At 71.5% G+C, this 23,059-nt stretch carries 20 protein-coding genes; 17 read left to right on the forward strand and 3 right to left on the reverse strand.

What is annotated here, in order from left to right; translation table 11 throughout:
• The 8 genes from Q8791_RS29525 to Q8791_RS29560 all read left to right on the forward strand — a co-directional run.
• Positions 1-986: alpha/beta fold hydrolase (locus tag Q8791_RS29525; RefSeq protein WP_330095130.1), on the forward strand; the 986-nt coding region annotated here is incomplete at its 5' end.
• Positions 987-1,026: 40 nt separating this feature from the next.
• Positions 1,027-2,133, forward strand: a complete 1,107-nt coding sequence (gene dpgA / locus Q8791_RS29530; protein WP_330095131.1) for a 3,5-dihydroxyphenylacetyl-CoA synthase DpgA — start codon at positions 1,027-1,029, stop codon at positions 2,131-2,133.
• Positions 2,134-2,168: 35 nt separating this feature from the next.
• Positions 2,169-2,861: an enoyl-CoA-hydratase DpgB gene (gene dpgB / locus Q8791_RS29535; protein ID WP_330095132.1), complete on the forward strand. Its 693-nt coding sequence runs from the start codon at positions 2,169-2,171 to the stop codon at positions 2,859-2,861.
• A 46-nt stretch (positions 2,862-2,907) separates the two neighbouring features.
• On the forward strand, positions 2,908-3,744 hold the full coding sequence (locus tag Q8791_RS29540) for a helix-turn-helix transcriptional regulator (protein ID WP_330095133.1): 837 nt from the start codon (positions 2,908-2,910) through the stop codon (positions 3,742-3,744).
• A gap of 28 nt (positions 3,745-3,772) precedes the next feature.
• Positions 3,773-5,143: a (3,5-dihydroxyphenyl)acetyl-CoA 1,2-dioxygenase DpgC gene (gene dpgC, locus Q8791_RS29545; RefSeq protein WP_330095134.1), complete on the forward strand. Its 1,371-nt coding sequence runs from the start codon at positions 3,773-3,775 to the stop codon at positions 5,141-5,143.
• Positions 5,140-5,955, forward strand: coding sequence for an enoyl-CoA-hydratase DpgD (gene dpgD / locus Q8791_RS29550; protein ID WP_330095135.1), 816 nt, complete (start codon positions 5,140-5,142; stop codon positions 5,953-5,955). Before dpgC ends, dpgD begins: the two co-directional genes overlap by 4 nt.
• A 360-nt stretch (positions 5,956-6,315) precedes the next feature.
• Positions 6,316-7,920, forward strand: a complete 1,605-nt coding sequence (locus Q8791_RS29555; protein ID WP_330095136.1) for a BCCT family transporter — start codon at positions 6,316-6,318, stop codon at positions 7,918-7,920.
• A gap of 125 nt (positions 7,921-8,045) precedes the next feature.
• Complete coding sequence (locus Q8791_RS29560) at positions 8,046-8,726, forward strand: hypothetical protein (protein ID WP_330095137.1); 681 nt, start codon at positions 8,046-8,048, stop codon at positions 8,724-8,726.
• Positions 8,727-8,831: 105 nt separating this feature from the next.
• Here the strand turns inward: Q8791_RS29560 and Q8791_RS29565 are convergent, their stop codons facing one another.
• Positions 8,832-10,256, reverse strand: a complete 1,425-nt coding sequence (locus Q8791_RS29565) for a GntP family permease (RefSeq protein ID WP_330095138.1) — start codon at positions 10,254-10,256, stop codon at positions 8,832-8,834.
• The gene (locus tag Q8791_RS29570) at positions 10,249-12,018 is read right to left on the reverse strand and encodes an IlvD/Edd family dehydratase (RefSeq protein WP_330095139.1); all 1,770 of its coding nucleotides are present in this window, start codon (positions 12,016-12,018) and stop codon (positions 10,249-10,251) included. Before Q8791_RS29570 ends, Q8791_RS29565 begins: the two co-directional genes overlap by 8 nt.
• A 129-nt stretch (positions 12,019-12,147) precedes the next feature.
• Between Q8791_RS29570 and Q8791_RS29575 the strand changes: the two genes are divergently transcribed.
• A complete protein-coding gene (locus tag Q8791_RS29575) occupies positions 12,148-12,822 on the forward strand; it encodes a GntR family transcriptional regulator (RefSeq protein ID WP_330095140.1) in 675 nt (224 codons plus the stop codon).
• Between the two features lie 326 nt (positions 12,823-13,148).
• Here the strand turns inward: Q8791_RS29575 and Q8791_RS29580 are convergent, their stop codons facing one another.
• Positions 13,149-13,484, reverse strand: a complete 336-nt coding sequence (locus Q8791_RS29580; protein ID WP_330095161.1) for a winged helix-turn-helix transcriptional regulator — start codon at positions 13,482-13,484, stop codon at positions 13,149-13,151.
• A gap of 159 nt (positions 13,485-13,643) precedes the next feature.
• Here Q8791_RS29580 and Q8791_RS29585 point away from each other — a divergent pair, with 159 nt between their 5' ends.
• The 8 genes from Q8791_RS29585 to Q8791_RS29620 all read left to right on the forward strand — a co-directional run bounded on the left by Q8791_RS29585 (position 13,644) and on the right by Q8791_RS29620 (position 23,020).
• Positions 13,644-14,018 (forward strand): hypothetical protein, encoded by a 375-nt coding sequence (locus Q8791_RS29585; protein ID WP_330095141.1) that lies wholly within the window; start codon positions 13,644-13,646, stop codon positions 14,016-14,018.
• 591 nt (positions 14,019-14,609) lie between these two features.
• A complete protein-coding gene (locus Q8791_RS29590; protein ID WP_330095142.1) occupies positions 14,610-15,560 on the forward strand; it encodes a MaoC family dehydratase in 951 nt (316 codons plus the stop codon).
• A 42-nt stretch (positions 15,561-15,602) separates the two neighbouring features.
• Positions 15,603-16,964, forward strand: coding sequence for an MFS transporter (locus Q8791_RS29595; RefSeq protein ID WP_330095143.1), 1,362 nt, complete (start codon positions 15,603-15,605; stop codon positions 16,962-16,964).
• Complete coding sequence (locus Q8791_RS29600; RefSeq protein ID WP_330095144.1) at positions 16,961-17,971, forward strand: hypothetical protein; 1,011 nt, start codon at positions 16,961-16,963, stop codon at positions 17,969-17,971. The genes Q8791_RS29595 and Q8791_RS29600 overlap by 4 nt, the downstream gene beginning before the upstream one ends.
• Positions 17,968-19,656 (forward strand): thiamine pyrophosphate-binding protein, encoded by a 1,689-nt coding sequence (locus tag Q8791_RS29605; RefSeq protein WP_330095145.1) that lies wholly within the window; start codon positions 17,968-17,970, stop codon positions 19,654-19,656. Before Q8791_RS29600 ends, Q8791_RS29605 begins: the two co-directional genes overlap by 4 nt.
• A 15-nt stretch (positions 19,657-19,671) precedes the next feature.
• Positions 19,672-20,883: a CaiB/BaiF CoA transferase family protein gene (locus tag Q8791_RS29610; protein ID WP_330095146.1), complete on the forward strand. Its 1,212-nt coding sequence runs from the start codon at positions 19,672-19,674 to the stop codon at positions 20,881-20,883.
• On the forward strand, positions 20,883-21,599 hold the full coding sequence (locus tag Q8791_RS29615) for a GntR family transcriptional regulator (RefSeq protein WP_330095147.1): 717 nt from the start codon (positions 20,883-20,885) through the stop codon (positions 21,597-21,599). The genes Q8791_RS29610 and Q8791_RS29615 overlap by 1 nt, the downstream gene beginning before the upstream one ends.
• The gene (locus tag Q8791_RS29620) at positions 21,596-23,020 is read left to right on the forward strand and encodes a xylulokinase (RefSeq protein WP_330095148.1); all 1,425 of its coding nucleotides are present in this window, start codon (positions 21,596-21,598) and stop codon (positions 23,018-23,020) included. Before Q8791_RS29615 ends, Q8791_RS29620 begins: the two co-directional genes overlap by 4 nt.
• The last annotated feature ends 39 nt before the right edge of the window (positions 23,021-23,059 follow it).

Consider the following 23,059-nt stretch of genomic DNA (forward strand, 5'->3'; position numbering starts at 1 on the left):
TCGGCATCAACGACGACTTCTTCACCCTGGGCGGCCACTCCCTCCTGGCCACCCAACTCATCGCACGCATCCACACCACCCTGGGCCTACACACCAGAGTCCGCACCCTCTTCGAAAACCCCACCGTGGCCGGTCTCAGCAGCACGTTCGGGACCACCGGCGGCAGCTCCGACAGCGCCGACGACCTAGGGGTGGTCCTCACCTACCGTGCGCACGGTGACCTGCCACCGATCTTCCTCGTCCCTCCCGCCAACGGGCTGAGCTGGTGCTACACGGGCCTTTTGCGGTACCTCCCGCCGGGTCACCCCGTCCACGCCTTCAACGATCCCCGCCTGTCCGCCGGACACGGCGCGGCCCCGATGACGGTGCCCGCGCTCGCCTCCCACTACGCCGAGCAGGTGAACAAGCTCAGCCAGGGCGGCCCAGCGGTCCTCGTCGGCTGGTCGTTCGGGGGAACCGTCGCCCAGCACATGGCGGTCGCCGCGGCAGCCCTCGACGCGCCACCGCGGCAGTTGGTCCTGCTCGACTCCCACGCGGGCGGCGCCGGGCTTCGCGCCCTGGCAGCCGACGCCCGCCGGGTGTTCGCCGCCGCCCTCGACGGAGTCGACGTCCCGCTCCGCGACGGACACGAGCACCCGACCGCCACCGACGCCCGTGCGGCCCTGAAGGAGCGCGGCAGCGCGCTGCTCTCCCTGCCCGACGAGGCCCTGGAACGGCTCTTCCTCGTCTCCCGCCACAACGCCGCCGCACTGGACTCGCACACCTCCCGGGGGTCGGCGGTCCCGACGGTCCTCATCGAGGCGACGGCCGATGGGGCCACTGCGTCCGAGAGCTGGAGAGGCCTGCTCGGCCCCGAGCCGGACGTGCGGCCCGTCGACGCCGGGCACTTCACGATGCTCTCCGCCCAGGCGCTGGGGTCCCTGGGCCCCCTGATCCGCTCCCGGATCGTCCGCGCGTCCACGCGGGCGGCGATCCCGCAGAGCTGAAACACCCCTCCCCCAGTCGCCCGGTAGGAAGGAATCCCCCATGTTCACCCACACCGCCCCCGCCCCACGACCTGGGGCCACAGCGGAGGCGGCACGGTCGTCGGCCTCGATCCTCAGCGTCGGAACCGCCGTGCCCCCGGACTCCTACACCCAGAAGGAACTCCTGGAGATCTTCCGCATCCAGGACCCCAAGGTGAGGTCGGTCTTCCTCAACAGCGCCATCCAGCGCCGTCACCTCACCCTCCCCCCGAGGGCACCCGACGGCACCCGCGTGATGGAGGAGCAGGGCGCACTGCTCCAGAAGCACCGGGCACAGGGCATCGACATGGGGGCGCGTGCCCTCCAGGAGTGCCTGAAGCAGAGCAGTGCCGACATCTCCGACATCGGCTACCTGTGCTGTGTGACCACGACCGGCTTCCTCACCCCGGGTTTCAGCGCCCTGCTGATCAGGGAGCTGGGCATCCCGGAGAGCTGCAGTCGCCTGGACGTGGTGGGGATGGGCTGCAACGCGGGGCTGAACGCGATGAACGCCGTCGCCGGCTGGGCCCGCGCGCACCCGGGGCAACTGGCGGTCATGGTGTGCGTGGAGGCCTGCTCCGCCGCCTACGTCTTCGACGGGACGATGCGCACGGCCGTCGTCAACAGCCTCTTCGGCGACGGGGCGGCCGCGGTGGCCGTCACCGCGGGCCCCGGCCACACCTCCCCCGGTCCCCGGCTGCTGCGGTTCTCCAGCCAGATCATCGTCGACGCCCTTCCCGCCATGCGTTACGACTGGGACGACGACCAGGGGAAGTTCAGCTTCTACCTGGACCCGAACGTGCCCTACGTGGTGGGCGCCCACGCAGAGCGGGTCGTCGACCGCCTGCTGGCCGGCACCGGGCTCAGGCGCAGCGACATCAGGCACTGGCTGGTGCACTCGGGCGGCAAGAAGGTCATCGACTCGGTCATGGTCAACCTGGGCCTGAGCAGTTACGACGTCCGGCACACCGTCAGCGTCCTGCGGGACTACGGCAACCTCTCCAGCGGATCGTTCCTGTTCTCCTACGAGCGCTTCGTCGAGGAGGGTTTCGCCGCTCCCGGAGACTTCGGGGTCCTGATGACCATGGGCCCGGGTTCGACCATCGAGACCGCGCTGTGCCAGTGGTGACACCCCCTACCCACCCCCTGAGAACGGAGACCCCCATGACCGTGACCACGACCGTCCCCGAGAAGACGACCGTCCCGGAACTCGCCGTCGACGGCTCCCTGCCCCTGACCACCGAAACCGTCGCGGCGCTGGAAGCCTTCTGCGACACATGCGAGGACGCCGGCCCCGGGGCGGTGGGGATCGTGCGCCTGTCCGGCCGTCCCGGGTCGGACGCGTTCGCCGGCGCGACGGTGCACCTGGTCAACAAATGGGAGCGGGCGCTCAGACGGATGGAGCGCATGGGAGCGGTCACCGTGGCGGTGGTCGGGGGCGAGTGCGGAGGGCCGGCGCTGGAGGTGCTGTTGGCGACCGACTACCGGGTCGCGGTCCCGGAGAGCCTCCTGGTTCCCGTGGGGGGCCCGGGGACGACCTGGCCCGGCATGTCCCTGTACCGGTTCCTCCACCAGGCCGGGGCCGGGGCGGCCCGCCGCTACGCGCTGCTGGGCCTGCCGATCCGGGTGGAGCGGGCCGGGGAGCTGGGGCTGGTCGACGAGGTGGACGCCCGTGCGGAGGAGGTGGCGGCGCAGGTCGCGCAGACGCTGCGTTCCAGGTCCTCGCGTGAGTTCGCGGTGCGCAGGCAGCTGCTCGCCGAGGCGTCCGCGACCACCTTCGACGAGGCGCTCGGCCGGCACCTGGCGGCATGCGACCGGGAACTGCGCCGGGGGGCCGACGGTGCCGTGGACGCCTGAGGCGCGCTCGGCGCCCGAGGAGCAGCCGAACGCGACCGGAACAGACATGCGCCCTCCAGCGACGGGGTCCCCGGCGACGCCTCCCCTGGGATTCGACGGATCCCACTCCCTCCTCACCCCCGAGGCCGCCTTCGACCCGTTGTCGGTGTCGTTACTGGACGCGGAGTCGGCGGACCCGGCCGAGGTCGTCTCGATGGGGCTGCCCGAGTTCGTCGTGGCCGAGGCCCGTGCCAACGGTGTCCCTGCTCCGCCGGTACGGATCTGCGCGTCGCCCGACTCACTGGCCGAGGCCGTCGCCGTCATGCGCCTGCTCCGGCGCGGTCAGGACACCCCGGCCACCAACCTCACGCTCACAGCGGCACACGCGACCCTGGCCGTTCCCGCGAACCGGCGGGCCCTGACGGGGCTCACCGAGGACGGGGTCAGGGTGCGCACCTGCCAGGAGGTGATGCCCGACATGATCACGCTGGGCACCACGGTGGGGGTGGTCACGGTCAAGGACATCGACGGCACCAGGCGGGTACGGGTGTTCCGCTCCCCGCACAAGGTCGACCACATGCTGCGCTGGCAGTTCTCCCAGTGGTACCGGTCGGCGGCCCTGGAGGAGCTGCGGGACGTGCTGGACATCCTGGACAACCCGATGCGGGTGGAGGTAATGGCCCACCTGAGCGCGGGGACCAAGGACGAGGTCGCCGCCCGGGACCTCAACGTCTCGGTGCGCACCTACCACCGCCACGTGGCGGCCATCATGTCCACGCTCGGCGTGCACGCCCGGTTCGCTGCGGGGATGCGCGCCCAGCAGACGGGGCTGTCCGCGCTCTGCTCGATCGTGCGCAGGGGCAGGCCCCCGGCGCGGACCTCCTCGGACACCCCCAGGCCCTGACCGCCACCGACCCCGGAAGGGACCCCGTATGGGACCGCACACGCCCTCGACCGTGAGGGCCCTGAACGAGATCTGCGCCCTGCCGCTGCCCTCGCGCCTGCCCGAGGCGGCGCACGTGCTCGACGGTGCCGCGAAACAGCTGGAGGAGGCGCTGCTGGCGGGTCCGCCTCCGGCGGAGCGGACACAGGAGGAACGGGTGTCGGCGGCGGAGGCCAAGGACGCGGTGCGCACACTGCGCCACCGTTTCCTGGCCCGGCACACCGAGCAGGTGTACGACGAGCTGACCGGCGCGGGAACGCGCCGTCTGCGCCTGGACCGGCTGGTCGGGGACGCGACACTGCGCTTCCCCGGGCTGCTCCCGTCCCGCGAGCTGATGGATGCGGAGTCCACGCGCATGCAGGCGGACAAGGAGGGCGCCGAGATCGACCAGGGGTTGTTCGTGCGTGCGGTGCTCGGCTCGCCGCGGACCGGGCGGCACCTGATCGAGTCGATGCTGCGGCCCACCCGGGCGGGGACCGACCTGCTGCCGGAGTTCCGCAGGACGGGCACGGTCGACCTCGGCCCCGTGCGGATCGAACGGGTCGGGCGGGCCGCCCACGTGACGATGTGCGCCCCGGACCGGCTCAACGCCGAGGACGACGCCCAGGTGGCGGCGATGGAGACCGCTGTGGACCTGGCGCTGCTGGACCCCGGTGTGGGCGTCGGCGTCGTGCGGGGCGGGACGATGACGCATCCGCGGTACCGGGGGCGGCGGGTCTTCAGCGCGGGGATCAACCTCAAGGAACTGCACCGGGGCGGTATCTCGCTGGTCGGCTTCCTGCTGGGGCGCGAGCTGGGGTACATCAACAAGATCATCCGCGGTGTGGACCCGGGGGGCGGGGAGTCGTGGCGGCCCCGGACGGTCCAGAAGCCCTGGGTGGGGGCGGTCGACACGTTCGCCATCGGGGGCGGGGCACAGCTGCTGCTGGCCTTCGACCGGCTGATCGCCGGCCGGGACGCCTATGTCAGCCTGCCCGCCGCACAGGAGGGCATCGTGCCCGGTGCGGCCAACCTGCGGCTCGGCCGGGTGGCGGGGCCGCGGGTGTCCCGGGAGGTCATCCTCTGGGGGCGGCGCGTGTGGGCGTCGGAGGCGGACGCGTCGCACCTGTTCGACACGGTGGTGGAGCCGGACGGGGTGGACGCCGCGGTGGAGGAGGCGGTCGAGCGTTTGGACTCTCCCGCCGTCGTCACGAACAGGCGGATGCTGCAGCTGGCCGAGCACCCGCCCGAGCCGTTCCGGGAGTACATGGCGGAGTTCGCCCTCCAGCAGGCCCTGCGCCTGTACAGCGAGGACGTGCTCCACAAGACCGGCCGGTTCACGACCCGTGCGCGCGCGGACGAGTCCGGCGGGCAGGGATGAGCGGGGTGGGCGGGGCCGGGGCGCCCCGGGTCCGCTACGACAGGGACGGGCACGTGGCGCGGGTGACGTTGAACAGGCCCGAGGTGCTCAACGCGATGGACCTGCGCACGCACGAGGAGCTCGCCCGCATCTGGGACCGCATCGAGGCGGACCGGGACGTGCGGGTGGTCGTGCTCGCGGGCGCGGGTGAGCGGGCCTTCTGCGTGGGCCAGGACCTGAAGGAACGTGCACGGCTGGACTCGGAGGGCCGGGAGTCGACCACCTTCGGCAGCCGCGGCCTGCCGGGCTGGCCCCGGCTGACGGAGCGCCACGCGTTCCCCGTGCCCGTGGTCGCGCGGGTACAGGGGTACGCCGTGGGCGGCGGGTTCGAGCTCGCGTTGGCGTGCGACATCATCGTGGCCGCCGAGAGCGCCCGGTTCTCCCTTCCCGAGGCACGCCTGGGGCTGGTCCCGGGGGCGGGCGGGGTGTTCCGGTTGACGCGGCAGATCCCCTCGCGGGTGGCGATGGGCCACCTGCTCACGGGGCGGGAGATGACGGCGGTACGCGCGGGCGAGCTGGGTCTGGTCAACGAGGTCGTCCCGGACACGGAGCTGGACGCGTGCGTGGACGGATGGGTGGCGGACCTCCTGGCCAGCGCACCGCTGTCGACACGGTCGGTCAAGGAGGCGGTGGCGCGTTCCGCGCACCTGTCCGTGGAGGAGGCGTTCTCCACCCGGTTCCACTGGGAGGAGCGGCGGATGCGCAGCGAGGACGCACGGGAGGGCGCTCGGGCGTTCGTGGAGAAGCGGCCACCGCGCTGGAACGGCCGCTGACGCCGCCGTCCAGGTCGGCGTGGGGCGCCGAGGCACCCTCCCCTGCCCCGCGGGCCTCCGTCAACAGTGTTGACGCTCACACCAGCGGCTACCCGTGCCTGCGGTAATGTGGGTGGTCGCCGTCGCGCGGGCCTGCGCGGGACCGGGGACACTCCCCCTCGTCCCCCTCCCGTCCGCACCCGTCGGCTGCCCGGCGGGGCCGCGTTCGACTCCCGCCCGTCCCATGCAGCACCTTATGCGCCAGCTGAGAGACCGGGCGGTCGTTCCCGGCGTCCGCCGCGCGCACAGGGCATGGGCCTTCAGATGCCGGCCGCGGCGTGTCCCGGCCGGTGCTTCCATTCGAGGGGCTTCCTCTACTCCATGTTCTCCACTCTGCGCTCACGCGCGTCCGCGCGAGGCAGACGTACCGACCCCTGGGTCATGGGCGTGACCAGCGTCTTCATGACCGTCTTCGTCTCCGCGTCGCTGATCTCCCCCGGTGTGGTGGGAGCCGCCGTGGACGCGGCCTTCGTCTGGTCCGCGCGCTGGTTCGGCGCCTACTGGCAGCTTTTGATGCTGGCCACCTTCGTCGTGATGACCGTCCTGGCCTTCTCCCGCTACGGCAGGGTCCGCATGGGCGGAACCTCCTCGCCCGAGTTCGGCAGGTTCTCCTGGATCGCGATGATCATCACCACCCTGCTGGCCGCGGGAGGGGTGTTCTGGGCGGCGGCCGAGCCCATCGCCCACTACGCCTCCCCGCCCCCGCAGTACGCCGACCTGTCGGGCGGGACCGAGGGCGCGGCCTACGCGATGGCGCAGAGCTTCGTCCACTGGGGCTTCATCGGCTGGGCGGTGGGCGGCGCGCTGGCCACCCTGGTCATGATGCGCGGGGTCGAGAAGGGCATGCCCCTGCGCCCGCGCACCCTGCTGTGGCCGCTCATGGGCGAGCGGGTGCGCACGCACTGGATCGGCGCGGTCGTCGACATCAGCTGCGTGCTCGCCGTGGTCGCCGGGACCGTGGGGCCCATCGGCTTCCTGGGCCTCCAGATCTCCTACATCTGCAGCGAACTGTTCGGGGTGCCCAACACCTATCCCGTCCAGGCGCTGACCATCCTGGGCCTGACCGCCGTGTCCGCGGTGTCGGTGCTGAGCGGCCTGCACAAGGGCATCCGGCTGCTGAGCCGGGGCAATGTGTGGGCGGCCCTGGCCCTCATCGCCGCCATCGTCGGCATGTCCTCCCTGCCCTTCGTCCTGGACCTGTTCGTGCAGGCGAGCGTCGTGCACGCGCAGGAGTTCCTGCCGATGGCCCTGTACCGGGGCGACGAGCAGTGGCTCGGGTACTGGACGCTGTTCTTCTTCGGCTGGTTCCTGGGCTTCGGGCCCATGATGGCGGTCTTCTTCGCCCGCATCTCGCGGGGCCGTACCGTGCGCGACATCTACGTCGGCGCGACGGTGGTGCCGTCGGTGGTGACCATGGCCTGGTTCACCGCGCTGGGCGGGACCGGCATCTGGCTGGAGCAGCGCACCCCCGGGGCGATCACGGGCCCCTACGCCGAGGACGGCCTGCCCGCCGCGGCGTTGGCCATCCTGCAGGAGCTTCCGCTGACGGGGGCCCTGGGCGTGCTCATGGTGCTCGTGGCACTGATCTTCCTGGCTTCCACGCTCGACTCGATGTCCTACTCCATCTCGGTCTCCAGCATGCACGAGGGCGAGCCGTCGGGGCTGGTCCGCGCGTTCTGGTGCGTGGGCATGGGTCTGGCGGCGGTCGCCCTGCTCCTGGTGGGGGACGGCGGCATCCAGGCGTTGCAGTCCTTCATCGTGGTGACCGCGGTCCCCGTGGGCCTGATCATGCTTCCGACACTGTGGACCACGCACCCGCTGCTGCGCGACATGGCGATCGAGCAGGGCATCGTCGCCCCGCGCGGTCCCTCCGGCGAGAGCGGGGACGGAGCCGGGCGGACGCGCGCCGAGGCACCGGTGGCCTGACCGGTCCTCCGCCGGGACGGGGGCACGGGGTGAACTCCCCGTGCCCCCGTCCGTGTCGGCAGGTCCGAGCGCACGTTCTCCCCGCGGCGGCCGGCCGACGGGCCGCACAGGGGTACATTGCGGATATGATCCCCCAGGGCGACCCCCACCCGTCGAACCCCCGTCCACCGAGCCTCCTGTGGTTCGCGCGACTGCAGATCTACCGCGACAACCATCCCCGCGCGTTCACCCGCCGCACCTTGGGCTTCCTGTTCCTCCTCATGAGCTCGACCGCGCTCACGGCGTTCGACACCGCGGGCGGCCCGTGGCGGTTGGGCGCCACCCTCGGCCTGATCCTGCTGGTGCTGTGCGCGGTCCTCGTGGCCGTGTCGACCATGACGTCGGCGCCCGCCGGAGCAGCCGGGCGCACCGATCCCGTGGCCGGGTACACGCGCTTCCCTCCGGACGCCGACCCCGCCAAGCTCGCGGAGTCGTGGCGGCTCGTCCGGGAGGGCAGGCTCGGCCCGGACCCGGAGACCAACCGGCTGGGGCGGATCGTCGTCGAGCAGGAACTGGGCAACAGGTCGACGGCCGCCGCCCTCGTCCTGTTCTTGTCGGTGGCCCTCCTCAACACCTTCCAGGGCGTCGACCGCCTCCTGCTGGACGGAGTCTCCCCCCTCGTCGTCGTGCTCCTGGGGCTGGCCGCCGTCATGGTGGGGTTGGCGATCGCGACTCCCTTCCTTGCCCCGCGGCGGCGCCGCCGCGTGGAGGCGTTCCGCGACGCCTACGACAAGGACGCGCAGGAGGCGCCCGAAACCCCGGCGTAGGCACGCGGTGCGGTCACGGAGCCCCATCCCCCTCCGCTCGAGGATCTTCCCGGTCAGCGGTCCGGTGGACGAGCGCTCGGGGCGCTCCCCCACCGGACCGGCCGATCAGGTGACGAACAGGGTCAGGACCAGCACCACGGCCAGGCCCGTGAACCCCACCAGTGTCTTCATCACCGTCCACGACCTGAGGGTGTCGCCGACCGACATCCCGAGATAGCGGTTGGCCATCCAGAAGCCCGAGTCGTTCACATGGGAGAACGCCGTTCCACCGCACGCGATGGCGATACAGGTCAGAGCCGCGAGCGACGGGCTCGCCCCGATCGTCTCCAGGAGAGGCGCCGTCAGCGTCGCGCCGGTGATCATGGCGACTGTCCCGGACCCCTGCGAGAGACGGATGACCGCCGCCGCGAGGAAGCCGAAGAGCACGATCGGCATGTTGATCCGCTGCATCCCGGCGGCCAGCACCTCACCGAGGCCGGAGTCGACCAGCAGGCCGCCGAACACGCCGCCCGCGCCGGTGATCAGGATGATCACGCCCGCGGGCGCCAGGGCCTTGGTCGCCATCTCCTGGAGCTCCTTACCGGAGCGCCCCTTCCGCACACCAAAGAACCACAGGGTGTAGAGGCAGGTGACCAGCAGCGCGATCACCGGGTGGCCGACGAATCCGAGGACGGTGGCGGCCGGGCTGCCCTCGGGGAGCAGGAGACCGCTGGTGGTTCCGCCCAGGATCAGGGCCAGCGGGAGCAGGAGTGCGCCGAGGACGGAACCGAAGCTCGGCAGCGGATCGGCCGCACCGTCCTCCGCACCGCCGGAGGCCGTGGTGCCCTCTCCGGAACCGGTCCGCTTCCGCGGGCCCTCCGCGGACCCGGACCCCGCGGTGACGCTGACGGCGTCCGCGGGGACGGGGACGAAGATCCGCTTCGCGATGAACCGCCCGAAGAGCGGTCCCGCCACCGCCATCGCAGGCAGGCCGCAGACGACGCCGTAGACGATGACGAGGCCGAGGTCCGCCCCCAGGATGCCCGCCGTGGCGATGGGCCCCGGGGTGGGCGGGATGAAGGTGTGGGTGACGCTCAGCCCCGCGCACAGGGGGATGCCGTAGTACAGCAGTGACCGGCCCGTGCGCCGCGCGATCGCGTAGAGCAGGGGGACGAGGATGACGATCGCGACGTCGATGAAGACGGCGATCGAGACGAGGAACCCGGCCAGGCCCAGGGCCCAGGCGAGGTAGCGGTCGGAGACCCTGTCCACCAGGGTCGTGGCCAGGCGCTCGGCGGCCCCCGCCCGTTGCAGTACCTCGCCGAAGATGGCGCCGAGCCCGATGATCAGGGCCACCTGGCCCAGTGCCCCGCCCATACGGTCGACGATCTGCTCGACGAGGCTGAGCGGGGCGGTACCGGTGGCCAGGCCGAAGGCGATCGCGGCGATCAGCAGGGCGACGAACGGCTGGAACCTGAACCTGATGATGAGCAGGAGCAGGAACACCACGGCCAGGACCGAGGCTGTCAGAATCCAGGCTGTCTCAGACATGTGCTCCTCCGCCGCCGGCCCCTGGACCCGTGGGGGCGCCGGGGACGGCTCCCCGATCGGTCTCCGATCTCAGGAAGTCGAAGTCGCACCCGTACTCGGCCTGGTTGACGTTGTCGACGTACAGCTTCCGGTACCCGCGCCCCGGTCGGGGCGCGGCTTCGGCACGCGGGGCCTCCTGTGCGCGTGCGGCCAGTTCGTCCTCGGTCACGTCGAGGTGGATGAGGCGCTCCTCGACGCTCAGACGGATGGTGTCGCCGTCGCGGACGAGGGCGAGCGGCCCTCCGGCCGCGGACTCCGGCGAGACATGGAGGACGATCGTGCCCGCCGCCGTCCCGGACATGCGGCCGTCGGAGACGCGGACCATGTCCTTGACTCCCCGACGGGCCAGCTTTCGGGGGATGGGGATGTACCCGGCCTCCGGCATGCCGGGGGCGCCGATCGGGCCGATGCCGCGCAGGACCAGCACGTCCTCGGGGGTCACGTCCAGGTCCTCGTCGTCGATGCGGCGCGCGAGGTCCTCGGAGTCCTCGAAGACGACCGCGCGCCCCTGGTGCTCCATGAGGCCGGGGTCGGCGGCGGCCTGCTTGATGATCGCGCCGTTGGGGGCGAGGTTGCCGCGCAGGACCGCGATGCCCCCGGCGGGGTAGACGGGGGCGGTGCGGGCGCGGATGACCTCCTGTGGGAAGGGCGCCGCTGCCCTGTCGAGCTCTTCGCCGAGGGTGCGGCCGGTGACCGTGAGCTCGTCGGTGTTGAGCAGGTCGCGCAGTTCCTGCAGGAGCCTGGGGACGCCCCCCGCGCGGTGGAGGTCCTCCATGTAGTGGTCGCCGGCGGGCTTGAGGTCGACCAGGACCGGGGTCTCCCTGCTCATGGCGTCGAACCGGTCCAGGTCCAGGGAGTAGCCGAGCCGGCCCGCCACGGCGGCCAGGTGCACCAGGCCGTTGGTGGAGCCGCCCAGGGCGAGGAGCACGCGCAGGGCGTTCTCGAACGCGCCCCGTGTGAGGATTCTGTCGACGGTCAGGCCCTCGTGGGCCATCTCCACCGCTCGTGTGCCGGTCATCTCGGCGAAGCGCGTGCGGTCGGCGGTGACGGCGGGAGGGGTCGCGCTGCCCGGGAGGGAGACGCCGAGGGCTTCGGCCACGCACGCCATGGTGCTGGCAGTGCCCGCGACCGAGCACGTGCCCACACTGCCCACCAGCCGCCCGTTGACCTCGGTGATCTCCTCGTCGTCGACCTCCTCGGCCCGGTAGCGACCCCAGAAGGCCCGGCAGTCGGTGCACGCGCCGACCCGGACGCCGCGGTGCGAGCCGGTCAGCATCGACCCGGTGACGAGCTGGATGGCGGGTTTGCCGGCCGAGGCCGCGCCCATGAGCTGGGCGGGCACGGTCTTGTCGCAGCCACCGATGAGGACGACGGCGTCGACCGGGAGCGCGCGGATCATCTCCTCGGTGTCCATCGACATCAGGTTGCGCAGGAACATGCTCGTGGGCTGGGAGAACGCCTCGTGCACGGAGATGGTGGGGAACTCCACCGGCAGGCCGCCCGCGAGCATGACCCCCCGCTTCACGGCCTCGATGAGCTGGGGCATGTTGCCGTGGCAGGGGTTGAACCCGCTGCCCGTGTCCACGATGCCCACGACGGTGCGGTCCAGGGCGTCGTCGGTGTACCCGCTGCCCTTGATGAACGCCTTCCTCAGGAAGAGCGCGAACCCGCTGTCCCCGTAGTTGGTGAGGTTGCCCCGGAGCCCGGGAGGTCCGTCCTTCATTATCGCCCTCATTATCGATAATATGTGTGATGAACACCGCAGAGCGAACCACAGGAGGTGTGCCCAGCGCAAGTACCGTGGGACCCTGAACAGCGCGAAGGCCTACGGGGCCGGGAGAGGAGCACACAGATGCCCGAGACGGCCGAAGCCACCACCGCTTCCCGCATGACCGGGACGCGACTGGCGGACCTCCTGGAGGAGGAGATCGTCATCGGCGTCCGCTTCCCTCGCGAGCGCCTCGTCGAGGACGAGCTGATGGCCCGGTTCGGCGCCAAGCGGCACGCTGTGCGGCAGGCGCTCCAGGTCCTGGAGTCACGGGGCGTGGTCGAGCGCAGGCCCAACGCCGGCGCCTTCGTCCGCTCGTTCACGGCCAAGGAGGTCGGGGACCTCTACGTCCTGCGCGACCTGCTGGAGGTGTCGGCCGCCGAGCTCATCGTGTTTCCCGTCGACCCCGCGCGACTGGAGGACCTGGCCGGGGCCCAGCGCCGCCACGACGCCGCGGTCGAGGCCAACGACCTGCGGGCCGTGGTGGCCGCGAACATGGAGTTCCACCGCAGGTTGTTCGCGCTGTCGAACAACGAGGCACTGGTGGAGGCGATCAACCGGTATGCCAGGGTCGCCCACGCCATCCGCTCGGTCACCGTCACCTCACCGGAGTCGCTGCGCCTCAGCCGCCGGGAGCACAGGCTGATGCTGGACGCGCTGCGCGAGGGGGACCGCGATCTCCTGGCGCGCACGTGCCGAGCCCACCTGCTCCCGTCACGCGACGCCTACATCAAGCGGGTCAGCCTCGCCGAGGTCTGAGGTGGAGGGGGCACGTCCCTCACACCGCGGGGCGGTCCCGGCGTGGCCTCCACGGTTACGCGGGGCCCGTGCACACAGCTCATCGGGGTCTTCTCGCGGTGTCGGCCTGTACCCCGCCCGCTGCTCGGGGAGCTCTGCCGCGGTGCGCCTTCCCTGTGCGACTCGGGGGCGGCCGCCCCGGCCCCGCAGTGTACGGCCCGCCCCCGTCCCGCCCCACACGCGGGTTCCGACCGGGGTGGGGCGGTCCCGGGGATGACGCCGAGCGGCCTCCCCCCGAGGTCGCCCGGGACCGGGCCGTCCGACCCCTCACCCCGGAGGGGAGCCCGTCAGGCGCCGAAGCGACGGCGGGAGGCCTCGATATGGCCGAGGTACCGGCGGGTCCAGCCGCACATGCCGTTGACCGTCGCGCGGAGGGCCTGGCCCGGCTCGGTGAGGACGTAGTCGACGCGCGGCGGCACGGTGGGGTGGACGGTCCGCTCGACCAGTCCGTCCCGCTCCAGCATGCGCAGGTTCTGGGTGAGCATCTTGTGGCTGATGCCCTCGATCCCGGTCCGCAGCTCGCTGAAGCGCAGGGTGCGCTCGCCGAGGACGTTGATGATCAGGAGCGCCCACTTGTTGGCGATACCGGAGAAGATCTCCCGCGCCAGGGAGTCCGCGCGCATCAGGTCGGCGTCCTCGGGGGAGCCCGTGAACTGTTCGGTCACCGGTAGGTTCCTCCGTCACTGAAAAGTGCGTTCTTCCACATCGGATATCACTCTCCTATGGTTCCCAGGTAACCACAAGAGAGCGCTTCGGCGTTCCGCCGACCAGTGGAGGACTCCATGGCGATCCTGAAGACCTACGCCCGACTGTGGGCGGACGACCTCGACCTCGCACTGCCCCTGCTGCGCGACCTGGTGGGCGCCGAGCCGGACCTGCGGTTCTCGTTCGGGTCCGTCGAACTGGCCGCGATCGGCGACTTCCTCGTCATCGCGGGGCCTGCCGAGGAACGCGCCCCGTACGCGGGCGCCTCCGCCACCGTGATCGTCAGCGACCTGGACGAGCTGGCCGCCGCACTGGCGGACGCGGGCGCCGTCGTCACCACCCCGGAGGCGACCAGCCCCACCGGGCGCTTCCTCTACGCCCGTCACCCCGGCGGCGCGGAGGTCGAGTACGTCGAGTGGGTGCCCGAGCTCGTGCGACGCGTCGTGAGGTGATCAGACGCCCTGGCCCGTGGGTCGGTCCGCGGGGGCGGCCCGGGGCGGGGATCCGGGACGCGGGGCCGCCGGGATGGCGCCGGTCGAGCCGGCCCCGACGTCGAGGCCCCGCACAGTGTCCGGAAGGGTGCGGACGAGCCCGATCGTGTTGCTGACCTCCGGCTCGACGAGTACCTGACCGCCCGGGGCGGGGCCTCGCGGGCGCCGGCGCTCACTCCTCCACCGCCGAGCGCCCCTGACCCGAGCACGTCCGCCCCGACCGCGCCATCCGGCCCGGGACCGCACTCCGCGGCCCCGGGCCTTCGCCGTGCCCGCCGGACTCCTCCAGCCGCCCGGGAAACGCGTTCGCTCGGCTCGCCCGGACACCGCCCCCGCACCGGCGTGTCCTCCCTCCCGCACGGTGCGGGGAGGCTCCCCCACGCCCGGCACGGCACGGGTTTTCGCGGCGCGGCACTGGCGCCACCCGTCTGACAAGGCAAAAAGCACGCCACTGTGACCCTTGACACTCCACGAGTGGCCGACGTAACCTCCCATCTAGTTGTCTAGACACATCGTGTTCATCAAGTCCTGCTTCACTCGGACGGAGGACCTATGGCATCCCTGAAGGAAGCCCGTTACGAACTGGTCGAGATCCCGGAACCCTTCGGCCCGGTCACCCTCGACGTCGACCGGCAGAAAATCCTGGACTACGCCTACGCCCAGCACGACTTCGGCGACTGGTACTTCCGCGAGTCCCCGTTCGGCGGGCCGATCGGACACCCCCTGGTCCTCGCCAACGACCTGCTGTTCCTCTTCTACCAGGGCTACGACGGCAACACCGCCCAGGGGTTGCACACCCACGAGACACTGCGCTTCCGCTCACCCGTCGCGGTGGGCGAGACCGTGACCGTCGACGGCGGCTACACCGAGAAGTACGAGGCCCGGGGTCAGGGCTATGTCACCCTCGAGGCCGTCGCACGCGGCGCCGACGGCCGGGTGCTCGTCGAGCACGTGGGCAAGGAGATCATGCGCACCGTCGCCGGCGACATCGTCGGCAAGGGCCGCTCCGCGGAGTCCTCCCGCCGGCGCTCGGTCGAGGCGGTCGTCGACACGGGCGTCCCCGCCATCACCGTCGCCGGCCACGGCGCTCCCCCGCGTGCGGGGATCCCCGCACGCACCATCGCCTTCACCCAGGACCAGATGTCCCTGTTCTCCTGGGCCGGCAAGGGCTACGCCAACGTGCACACCAGCCCGGCCAAGGCCGCCGAGACCGGCCTCGACCGCACCATCGTGCAGGCACAGCAGCAGACCGGGCACGTCGTCACCAACCTCGTGGACGTCTTCGGAGCGAGCTGGTTCACCAGCGGCGAACTGGACCTGCGCTTCGTCTCGCCCGCCTACGTCGGTGACGTCCTCACCACCACCGGTGCGGTTCTCGGCGAGACGGACGGCCGCCTCGAACTCGAAGTATGGGTCGAGAACGGCCAGGGCACGAAGACCGCCGTCGGATGGGCCTCGGCCGAGATCGACGACGCGACGGCCCGCCCCGTCCAGCTGATCTGACCGGCACCTTCCGGCATCCCCCAGACGCCAGAGGAATCAACCATGACCAACACCGACGCATCATCAGCCCCGCACACACCCGAGGAGCGGGCCAAGCTCGCCAGACGGGCAGCCGTCGCCAGCCTCGTAGGCACCGCCGTCGAGTGGTACGACTACTTCATCTTCGGCACGGCCTCGGCCCTGGTCTTCGGACCCCTGTTCTTCCCGAACCCGGACGACCCCATCCTCGGCACCCTCTCGGCGTTCGCCGTGTTCGGCGTCGGATTCGTCGCCCGCCCGCTCGGCGCCGTCGTCTTCGGACACTTCGGGGACAAGTTCGGCCGCAAGGTCGCGCTCATCACCACCCTGATGATGATGGGCGCCTCCACCTTCCTCATCGGCCTCCTGCCGACAGCCGAGCAGATCGGCCTGTGGGCGGCGGCACTGCTGGTGCTGATGAGGCTCATCCAGGGCTTCGCCGTCGGCGGCGAGTGGGGCGGAGCCTCACTGGTGGCCGTCGAGTACGCCCCGGCGAACAAACGCGGCGCCTACGGCAGTTTCCCGCAGATCGGCAACGCCGTGGGGCTCGTGTTCTCCACCGGCATCTTCGCCGTCGTCTCCCTGCTCCCCGACGACCAGCTCTTCTCCTGGGGCTGGAGGATTCCCTTCCTGCTCAGCGCCGTGCTGATCGCCGTCGGCCTGTTCATCCGCTTCAAGCTCACCGAGACCCCCACCTTCCGGGCAGCGCAGTCGCAGTTGGAGGCGCGGCAGGAAGCCGCCCAGGTCAAGGAGAAGATGCCGCTGGTCGAGATCTTCCGACGCTTCAAGAAGCCGCTGCTGCTCGCGATGGGCATGCGCTTCGGTGAGGCGGTGTTCGGCTACATCGTGTTGACCATCGGCCTGACCTTCGTGGAGAACTACACCGACATCCCGCGCACGCACGTGTTGATCGCTTCGTCGATCGCCGCCGGATTCGCCGTCTACACCTACTACTTCTTCGGCAGGATCAGCGACAGGGTCGGTCGGCGCACGGTCTTCATCTTCGGTTCCGTGTTCGGCGCCGCCGTCGTCTTCCCCTTCTTCTGGATCCTCGCCGCCGACGACATCGTGCTCATGTACGTCGTCTACACCCTCGCCTACGCCATCGGCGTCGGCGCGGTGTACGGGGTGGAGCCCGCGTTCTTCTCCGAACTGTTCGGCACCAAGGTCCGCTACACGGGGGTCTCCCTGGCGGCCCAGATCCCCTCCATCCTGGTCGGCTTCTGGCCGTTCCTGGCCACCGCCCTGTTCGCGGCCACCGACGGCGACCCGTGGCCCATCGCGCTGCTGACCGTGGCCTCCCTGGGGATCGGCCTGGTCTGCGCCTACCTCGCGCCGGAGACCAACCGGTCGGACATCAACGAGATCGGGGAGGACGCCCGATGAGGCCCGACGACGCCCGGCGCGACCTCACCGATCCCCGCGCGGCGGCGACCGGGGAGGACCCCGAGGCGGGCCTGAAGGAGCCGATCTTCGAGAACCTCGAGATCCCGGAGAGGCTGGGCCCGGTGACCGTGCGGGTCGACGACCACAAGATCAAACGGTTCGCCTTCACCCAGGACGACCACCACCGGTGGCACCTGGAGTCCAGCCCCTTCGGGGGAAGGCGCATCGGCCACGCCGCCCTGCTGGGGAACGACCTCGTCCAGCTGTTCACCACGGTCTACGCGGCCAGCAGGGTGGTCGGGCTCCACACCGAGGAGCAGCTGTGGTTCGACTCCCCGGCGTTCCTCGACGAGTCCGTCACCCTGGAAGGCACCTACACGGAGGCCTACGAGCGACGCGGGCAGGGCTACGTCGTCATGGAGGCCACCGCCACCGGCCAGGACGGGCGCAGCGTACTGCGCCACCGCGGAGTCGAGATCCTGCGCACCAGACCCGGTGACGTCGCGGGCCGCGGCTCCTCCACCCCCGGAGCGGGCTCCCGTCGCGTCACCGGCGAGGTCCCGGACGACGCCCCCTCCTTCGACCCGGCGGCACCGCGGCCGGGCCAGGTCCTGGCCCCCCTTGCCAAGACCATCACCACGGAGCAGGCCGCGGTGTTCTCCCGGGTCGGCGAGTACGTGCGCAACATCCACAACGACCTCGGCCTCGCCCGCGACGCGGGGATGCCGGTGCCGATCGTGCAGGGACAGCAGCAGTTCGGCGTGCTCGCGGAGCTGCTGACCCGGGCCGCGGGCGCCGCCTTCCTCACCGGCGGCTGGATGCGCGTCAAGTTCCTCGACACCGTGGACGTGCACGAGCCGATCGAGGCGGGCGGTGTCGTCACAGCGGTCGACGGGGAGAGGGCCGAGTTCGAGATATGGGTGCGTCGGGCAGACGGAAAGCTCAGCACCGCGGGGTGGGCGAGTACGCCGCTCCGGGTAGCCACCACAGGAAAGGGATGGACATGACAGAGACGACCGGCGGAGCACTGGTGGTCAGGATGCTGGAATCGCTCGGAGTCACCCACGTCTTCGGCGTGGTCGGCGGGCAGACGCTCGCCATCTCCGACGCGATCATCGACACCGACTCCATCGAATTCGTTCACACGCGCCACGAGAACGCGGCAGCGGTCATGGCCGACGCCTACGGAAGACTCACCGGCCGTCCGGCCGTGGCGATCTCCACCACCGGGCCCGGGGCCACGAACCTGCTCACCGGAGTCGGCGGAGCCTTCCGCGACTCGAGCCCCGCGATCATCATCACCTGCAACAACAACGGCGAGAACATCCACAAGGACGACGCGCAGAACGCCGACCACGTCGACATCTTCCGCAACTACGTCAAGTACGGACGGCTGGTCGCGCACCCCACCTCGATCAAGCAGGCCATGGAAGAGGCCTACATCAACGCCATGACGGGCAACCCGGGGCCCGTGCACCTGGACTTCGCCCGCGACACCATCGAGCAGCCGGTGGAGAACCCGCCGGCGGTGCCCGCCGTGCATCCGGCGCGTTCCTGGGTGGGCGCCCGCCCCGTAGCGCCCGAGAGCCAGATCGAGGCGGTCGCCGCCCGCGTGCTCGCGGCCGAGAAACCGGTCATCTGGCTCGGCAACGGCGGCAACCGCGGCCGGGCCTCGGAGGACGTCCTCGCACTGGCCGACGCGCTGAACATCCCCGTCATCACCACGTTCAACGGCATGGGCGCGGTCCCGACCACCCACCCGCTCGTCTTCGGTGCGCTGAGCCGCATGGGGACCAACCTGACCACCCGGGTGATCGGCGAGGCAGACCTCGTGCTGGCCCTGGGCAACAGCCTCAACGCGGTCTCCACCACGCGCTGGCGCCGCCGCCTCCCCGAGGTGGTCCAGGTCGACATCGACCCGGCCATGATCGGCCGGTACTACGCGGAGGTGACCACCGGCGTCGTCGGGGACCTCGCCTCCTTCGCCCGGGACCTCACCGCGGCCACCGCGGCGCAGGCCGAGCGGGCACGCGCCTCCCGCGCCGACTGGATCGGGGGACTGCAGAAGGCCGAGCAGCAGTGGTGGGAGCTCAGCGCCGCGGTCGGGCCGGAGAACCCGGGCACCGTCTCGCCGGCCGTCGTCGTGCGCCGGCTGCGGGGCGTCACACCCGAGGACGCCGTGCTGATCCCCGACGCCGGCAACCCCGGGGTGTGGTCGTTCCTGTGGGAGATGCCGGTCCCCTACCGCTACATCAAACCGGTCGGGTTCGGGAACATGGGGTTCGCCCTCCCCGCCGCGATCGCCTCGATCGCCGACGCCCCGGAGCGCCCCGTGCTGGCCCTGATCGGTGACGGATCCCTCGGCATGAGCCTCGGGGAGCTGGAGACCCTCGCCCGCGTCGGCGGCCCCGTCGTCGTCGTGGTGCTCAACGACTCCAGCTACGGCAACATCCGCCAGGAGCAGGTCCTGCACTTCAACGGGCGTACGGTCGGTGTGGACTTCCAGGACGTGGACTTCGCCCAGGTGGCCCGCGGCATGGGGCTGGAGGCGGTCCGGGTGACCGACCAGGAGTCGCTGGTGCGCGCGGTTCGCGAGGGGTTCTCCTCCGGTGCGCCCCTCGTCGTCGACGTGGTGCTGGACCGCGAGGCGAACGCCTGGACCTACGAGGCGTTCACCCCGTACGAGGACTGAGGGCGAGGATCCGACATGGAGCAGAAGGACAGCGAGACGAACACCCCGGGACCCCTCGACGGCGTGAAGGTCCTCGACCTCTCACGCTTCATCGCGGGCCCGCTGTGCGCCCAGATCCTCGGGGATTTCGGCGCCGAGGTGGTGAAGGTCGAACGCCCCAGCGGCGAGGACTCCCGTCACCACGGGCCGTACTGGCAGGGCGAGAGCATCTACATGTTCCTCTACCACCGCAACAAGCAGGCGGCGACCCTGGACACCCGTCACCCGCGCGCCAGGGCGATCCTGGAGGACCTGGTGCGCTGGGCCGACGTCGTGGTCGAGAACTTCCGGCCCGGCACCCTGGAGAAGATGGGGCTGGGGTACGAGCGGATGAAGGAGCTCAACGAGTCCGTCATCCTCGTCTCGATCTCCGGCTTCGGGCAGACCGGGCCCGATTCGCGCCGGGCCCTGTTCGACGCCATCTCCCAGGCCTCGTCGGGCCTGATGAGCATGACGGGTGAACCCGACGGCAAGCCCACCCTGAGCGGGACCTACATCGCCGACTACACCACCGGGTACCAGGGGGCGATCGGGGCCATGGCGGCGCTGACGCACCGGGAGCGGACAGGGGAGGGCCAACTGGTCGACATCGCCAGCTACGACACGATGTTCTCCGCACTGGGGACCCGCCTGATCGCGGAGCTCATGCTCGGGCTGGACATGCCCCGTTCGGGGTCGCGCGACCTGCTCACCGCCCCGGTGAACGTGTACGACGCCGCCGACGGCCCGATCTACATCCAGGCCGGGACGGCCTCGCTGTTCCCGAAGCTCTGCTCGGTGATGGGCCGCGAGGACCTGTCCGCCGACCCGCGGTACGCCACCGTGGAGGGCAGGATGGCCGACCAGGCCGCCCTGGAGTCCGCGATCCAGCAGTGGACGGGGGACCTTCCCCGTGAGGAGGTCGCCCGCCGGCTCGACAGCGTCGGGGTTCCCTACGCCAACGTCGCCAGCGTCCGCGAGGTCGCCGCCTCACCGCAATTGGCAGCGCGTGACATGATTGTCGAAGCCGAGCATCCATCCCTGGGGACGATCCGCATGCCGAACAATCCCATTCACATGGAGAAGTCGCCGCCCACGGTGCGCAAGGCGCCCCCGCGGGCGGGTGAGGACAACGACCACGTGTACGGGACCATCCTGGGGTTGAGCGCCGAACAGATCCGAGAGCTCCGCGCAGAGGACGTCATCTGATGTCGCGGAGTGTCCTCTACCGGGTGATCTACGACGACCTCTCCTCCCAGATCGCCTCCGGAGCGCTGAAGGCGGGATCCAAGCTGGAGAGCGAGCCCGAGCTCGCCCGCCGGTACCAGGTGAGCCGTATGACCGTGCGCCAGGCCCTCGATCTGCTCCTCACCGATGACCTGGTCACCCGCAAACGCGGTAGCGGCACGTTCGTGCGCGAGAACCCGCGCCGCGGACGGCGGCTCAACCGGCTGCGGTCGTTCGCCGAGGAGCTCGCCGGCTCCGACGAGGCCGTCACCAGCAGGATCCTCTCGGCCACCGAGGAGAAGGCGCCGAGGGACGTCGCCGAGGGGCTGGGCCTGGAGGTCGACGACGCCGTCAACCGGCTCAAACGCCTGCGCCTCGTCGGCGGGGTCCCGGCGGCTGTGCAGGACGCGTGGCTGCCGTACGCCGTCGCCCCCGGGCTGGCGCGGGATCCGCTGGTGGAGGGTTCCCTCTACCGGACGCTCACGGAGAAGCACGGCCTGAAGCTCCGCTGGGCGGACCAGACGATGACGGCGGCCCTGCTGGGGCCGGCGGAGGCGGAGCTGCTCTCGGCGCCGGTCGGCGGGGCGGTGCTGCACTCGGTCCGCATCACCTACTCCGACACCGAGCGCGCCGTGGAGTACACCAACAGCTGGACCCTCCCGGAGTTCCCGCTCCTGCTCCGGATCGACGCCGAATGAGCACGTCCGAGCCCGCCGTCGTCGCCGTCGACGTCGGCACCTCCGCGGTGCGCTCCGGGCTGTTCGGCCTCTCCGGCAGGCTGCTGCGATCCGCACGGGTCCCGCGCACCGCGGGCGTCGGTGACCTCTTCGACGCCGCGGAGCTCCTCGCCGGGGTCGGCGCGTCACTGCGCGAGCTCGCCGCGGACTCCCGCCCGCGCGCGCTGTGCGTCTCGGCGCACATCGGCAGCGTCGCCGTGGACGCACGCCTCGATCCGGTGCTGCCGGGGGGCGGGTGGTCCGACACCCGCGGCCTGGACCTGCTGCGACGGATCCCGGACGCGCAACGGGCGGCGCTGCTGGCCTCGGCCGGACGTCCCGCCCTCTCGGGCGGGGCTGCCGCGCTCGCCCTGGCACTGGGCGGGCTCGGTCTGCGGGAGCGTGTGCACGCGGTGCTGAGCCCCAAGGACCTCCTCGTGGCCCAGCTGACGGGTCGCGTGTCCTCGGACACGGTGGACGCGGCCTACACGCTGGTCTCCGATGTGCGCACCCGGTCGTGGCAGGACGACGCGCTGCGGTTCCTCGGGCTGCCCGGGAGCTGGTTCGCCCCGCAGGTGGAACCGACAGCGGTCGTCGGGGAGATCCACGGCGACGGGGCACGGTGCACCGGCCTGCCGGAGGGCACCCCCGTGGTCTCGGGCGGCCCCGACGGCTCGGTCGGCATCGGTCTGCTCCTCGGCGACAACCCCTCGGGAATCGCGGACGTGGCCGGGACGACCGACGTGCTGGCCCGCCTGATCGACGATCCCGCCCGTGCCCGGTCCGGTGCCGTGGTGAATCCGGCGATGGCGCCCGAGATGTGGACCGCGGGGGGCGCCACCGGGATGACCGGCGGCGCGGTGGCCCGTTGGCGGGCGTTGGCGGGGGCGGTCGACGACGACAGGCTCGCGGCCGTGCCGGCTGGCAGCCACGGGCTGCTCATCTTCCCCTCCCTCTCCGGTGAGAGGTTCCCCCGTTGGCGGCCCGAGGCGCGGGGCGCCGTCCTGGGGCTGGGATCGGACCACGGGCCGGCGGAGATTCTCCGGGCCGCGCAGGAGGGTGCCGGCTTCACCGTGCGGGAGGGGGCCGATCTGCTGGACCCGGACCGTGGACTGCCGCTGCTGTTCGCCGGAGGGTCGGCCCGTTCGACCCATGTGGCGCAGCTCCGCGCGGACACCCTCGGACGGGCCGTGCACGTCGCGAGCGATCCCGACGTGACCCTGCTCGGCGCGGCCGCCCTGGCACTGGTGGGAATCGGCGAGGTGCGGGACCTCGACGAGGCGCGCGATCGGCTCGGCCTCACCTTTCGCACGGTGGAGCCGCGTGAGAGGCACACTTCCCGCTACGACGAGGTGTTCGCACGCTGGTCCGCCGCGAGGGAGTCCGGTGGCGCGGCCGGGTAGCCGCCTCACCGGATGCCGCCCCCGATACCCGTGGCGCGG

The sequence above is a fragment of the Nocardiopsis codii genome, assembly GCF_036327455.1.
GTDB lineage: Bacteria > Actinomycetota > Actinomycetes > Streptosporangiales > Streptosporangiaceae > Nocardiopsis > Nocardiopsis codii.

Coding starts and splice junctions, on each gene's coding strand:
- dpgA (WP_330095131.1), top strand. CDS start 1,027: ATGTTCACCCACACCGCCCCCGCCCCACGACCTGGGGCCACAGCGGAG.
- dpgB (WP_330095132.1), top strand. CDS start 2,169: ATGACCGTGACCACGACCGTCCCCGAGAAGACGACCGTCCCGGAACTC.
- Q8791_RS29540 (WP_330095133.1), top strand. CDS start 2,908: ATGCGCCCTCCAGCGACGGGGTCCCCGGCGACGCCTCCCCTGGGATTC.
- dpgC (WP_330095134.1), top strand. CDS start 3,773: ATGGGACCGCACACGCCCTCGACCGTGAGGGCCCTGAACGAGATCTGC.
- dpgD (WP_330095135.1), top strand. CDS start 5,140: ATGAGCGGGGTGGGCGGGGCCGGGGCGCCCCGGGTCCGCTACGACAGG.
- Q8791_RS29555 (WP_330095136.1), top strand. CDS start 6,316: ATGTTCTCCACTCTGCGCTCACGCGCGTCCGCGCGAGGCAGACGTACC.
- Q8791_RS29560 (WP_330095137.1), top strand. CDS start 8,046: ATGATCCCCCAGGGCGACCCCCACCCGTCGAACCCCCGTCCACCGAGC.
- Q8791_RS29565 (WP_330095138.1), bottom strand. CDS start 10,256: ATGTCTGAGACAGCCTGGATTCTGACAGCCTCGGTCCTGGCCGTGGTG.
- Q8791_RS29570 (WP_330095139.1), bottom strand. CDS start 12,018: ATGAAGGACGGACCTCCCGGGCTCCGGGGCAACCTCACCAACTACGGG.
- Q8791_RS29575 (WP_330095140.1), top strand. CDS start 12,148: ATGCCCGAGACGGCCGAAGCCACCACCGCTTCCCGCATGACCGGGACG.
- Q8791_RS29580 (WP_330095161.1), bottom strand. CDS start 13,484: ATGCGCGCGGACTCCCTGGCGCGGGAGATCTTCTCCGGTATCGCCAAC.
- Q8791_RS29585 (WP_330095141.1), top strand. CDS start 13,644: ATGGCGATCCTGAAGACCTACGCCCGACTGTGGGCGGACGACCTCGAC.
- Q8791_RS29590 (WP_330095142.1), top strand. CDS start 14,610: ATGGCATCCCTGAAGGAAGCCCGTTACGAACTGGTCGAGATCCCGGAA.
- Q8791_RS29595 (WP_330095143.1), top strand. CDS start 15,603: ATGACCAACACCGACGCATCATCAGCCCCGCACACACCCGAGGAGCGG.
- Q8791_RS29600 (WP_330095144.1), top strand. CDS start 16,961: ATGAGGCCCGACGACGCCCGGCGCGACCTCACCGATCCCCGCGCGGCG.
- Q8791_RS29605 (WP_330095145.1), top strand. CDS start 17,968: ATGACAGAGACGACCGGCGGAGCACTGGTGGTCAGGATGCTGGAATCG.
- Q8791_RS29610 (WP_330095146.1), top strand. CDS start 19,672: ATGGAGCAGAAGGACAGCGAGACGAACACCCCGGGACCCCTCGACGGC.
- Q8791_RS29615 (WP_330095147.1), top strand. CDS start 20,883: ATGTCGCGGAGTGTCCTCTACCGGGTGATCTACGACGACCTCTCCTCC.
- Q8791_RS29620 (WP_330095148.1), top strand. CDS start 21,596: ATGAGCACGTCCGAGCCCGCCGTCGTCGCCGTCGACGTCGGCACCTCC.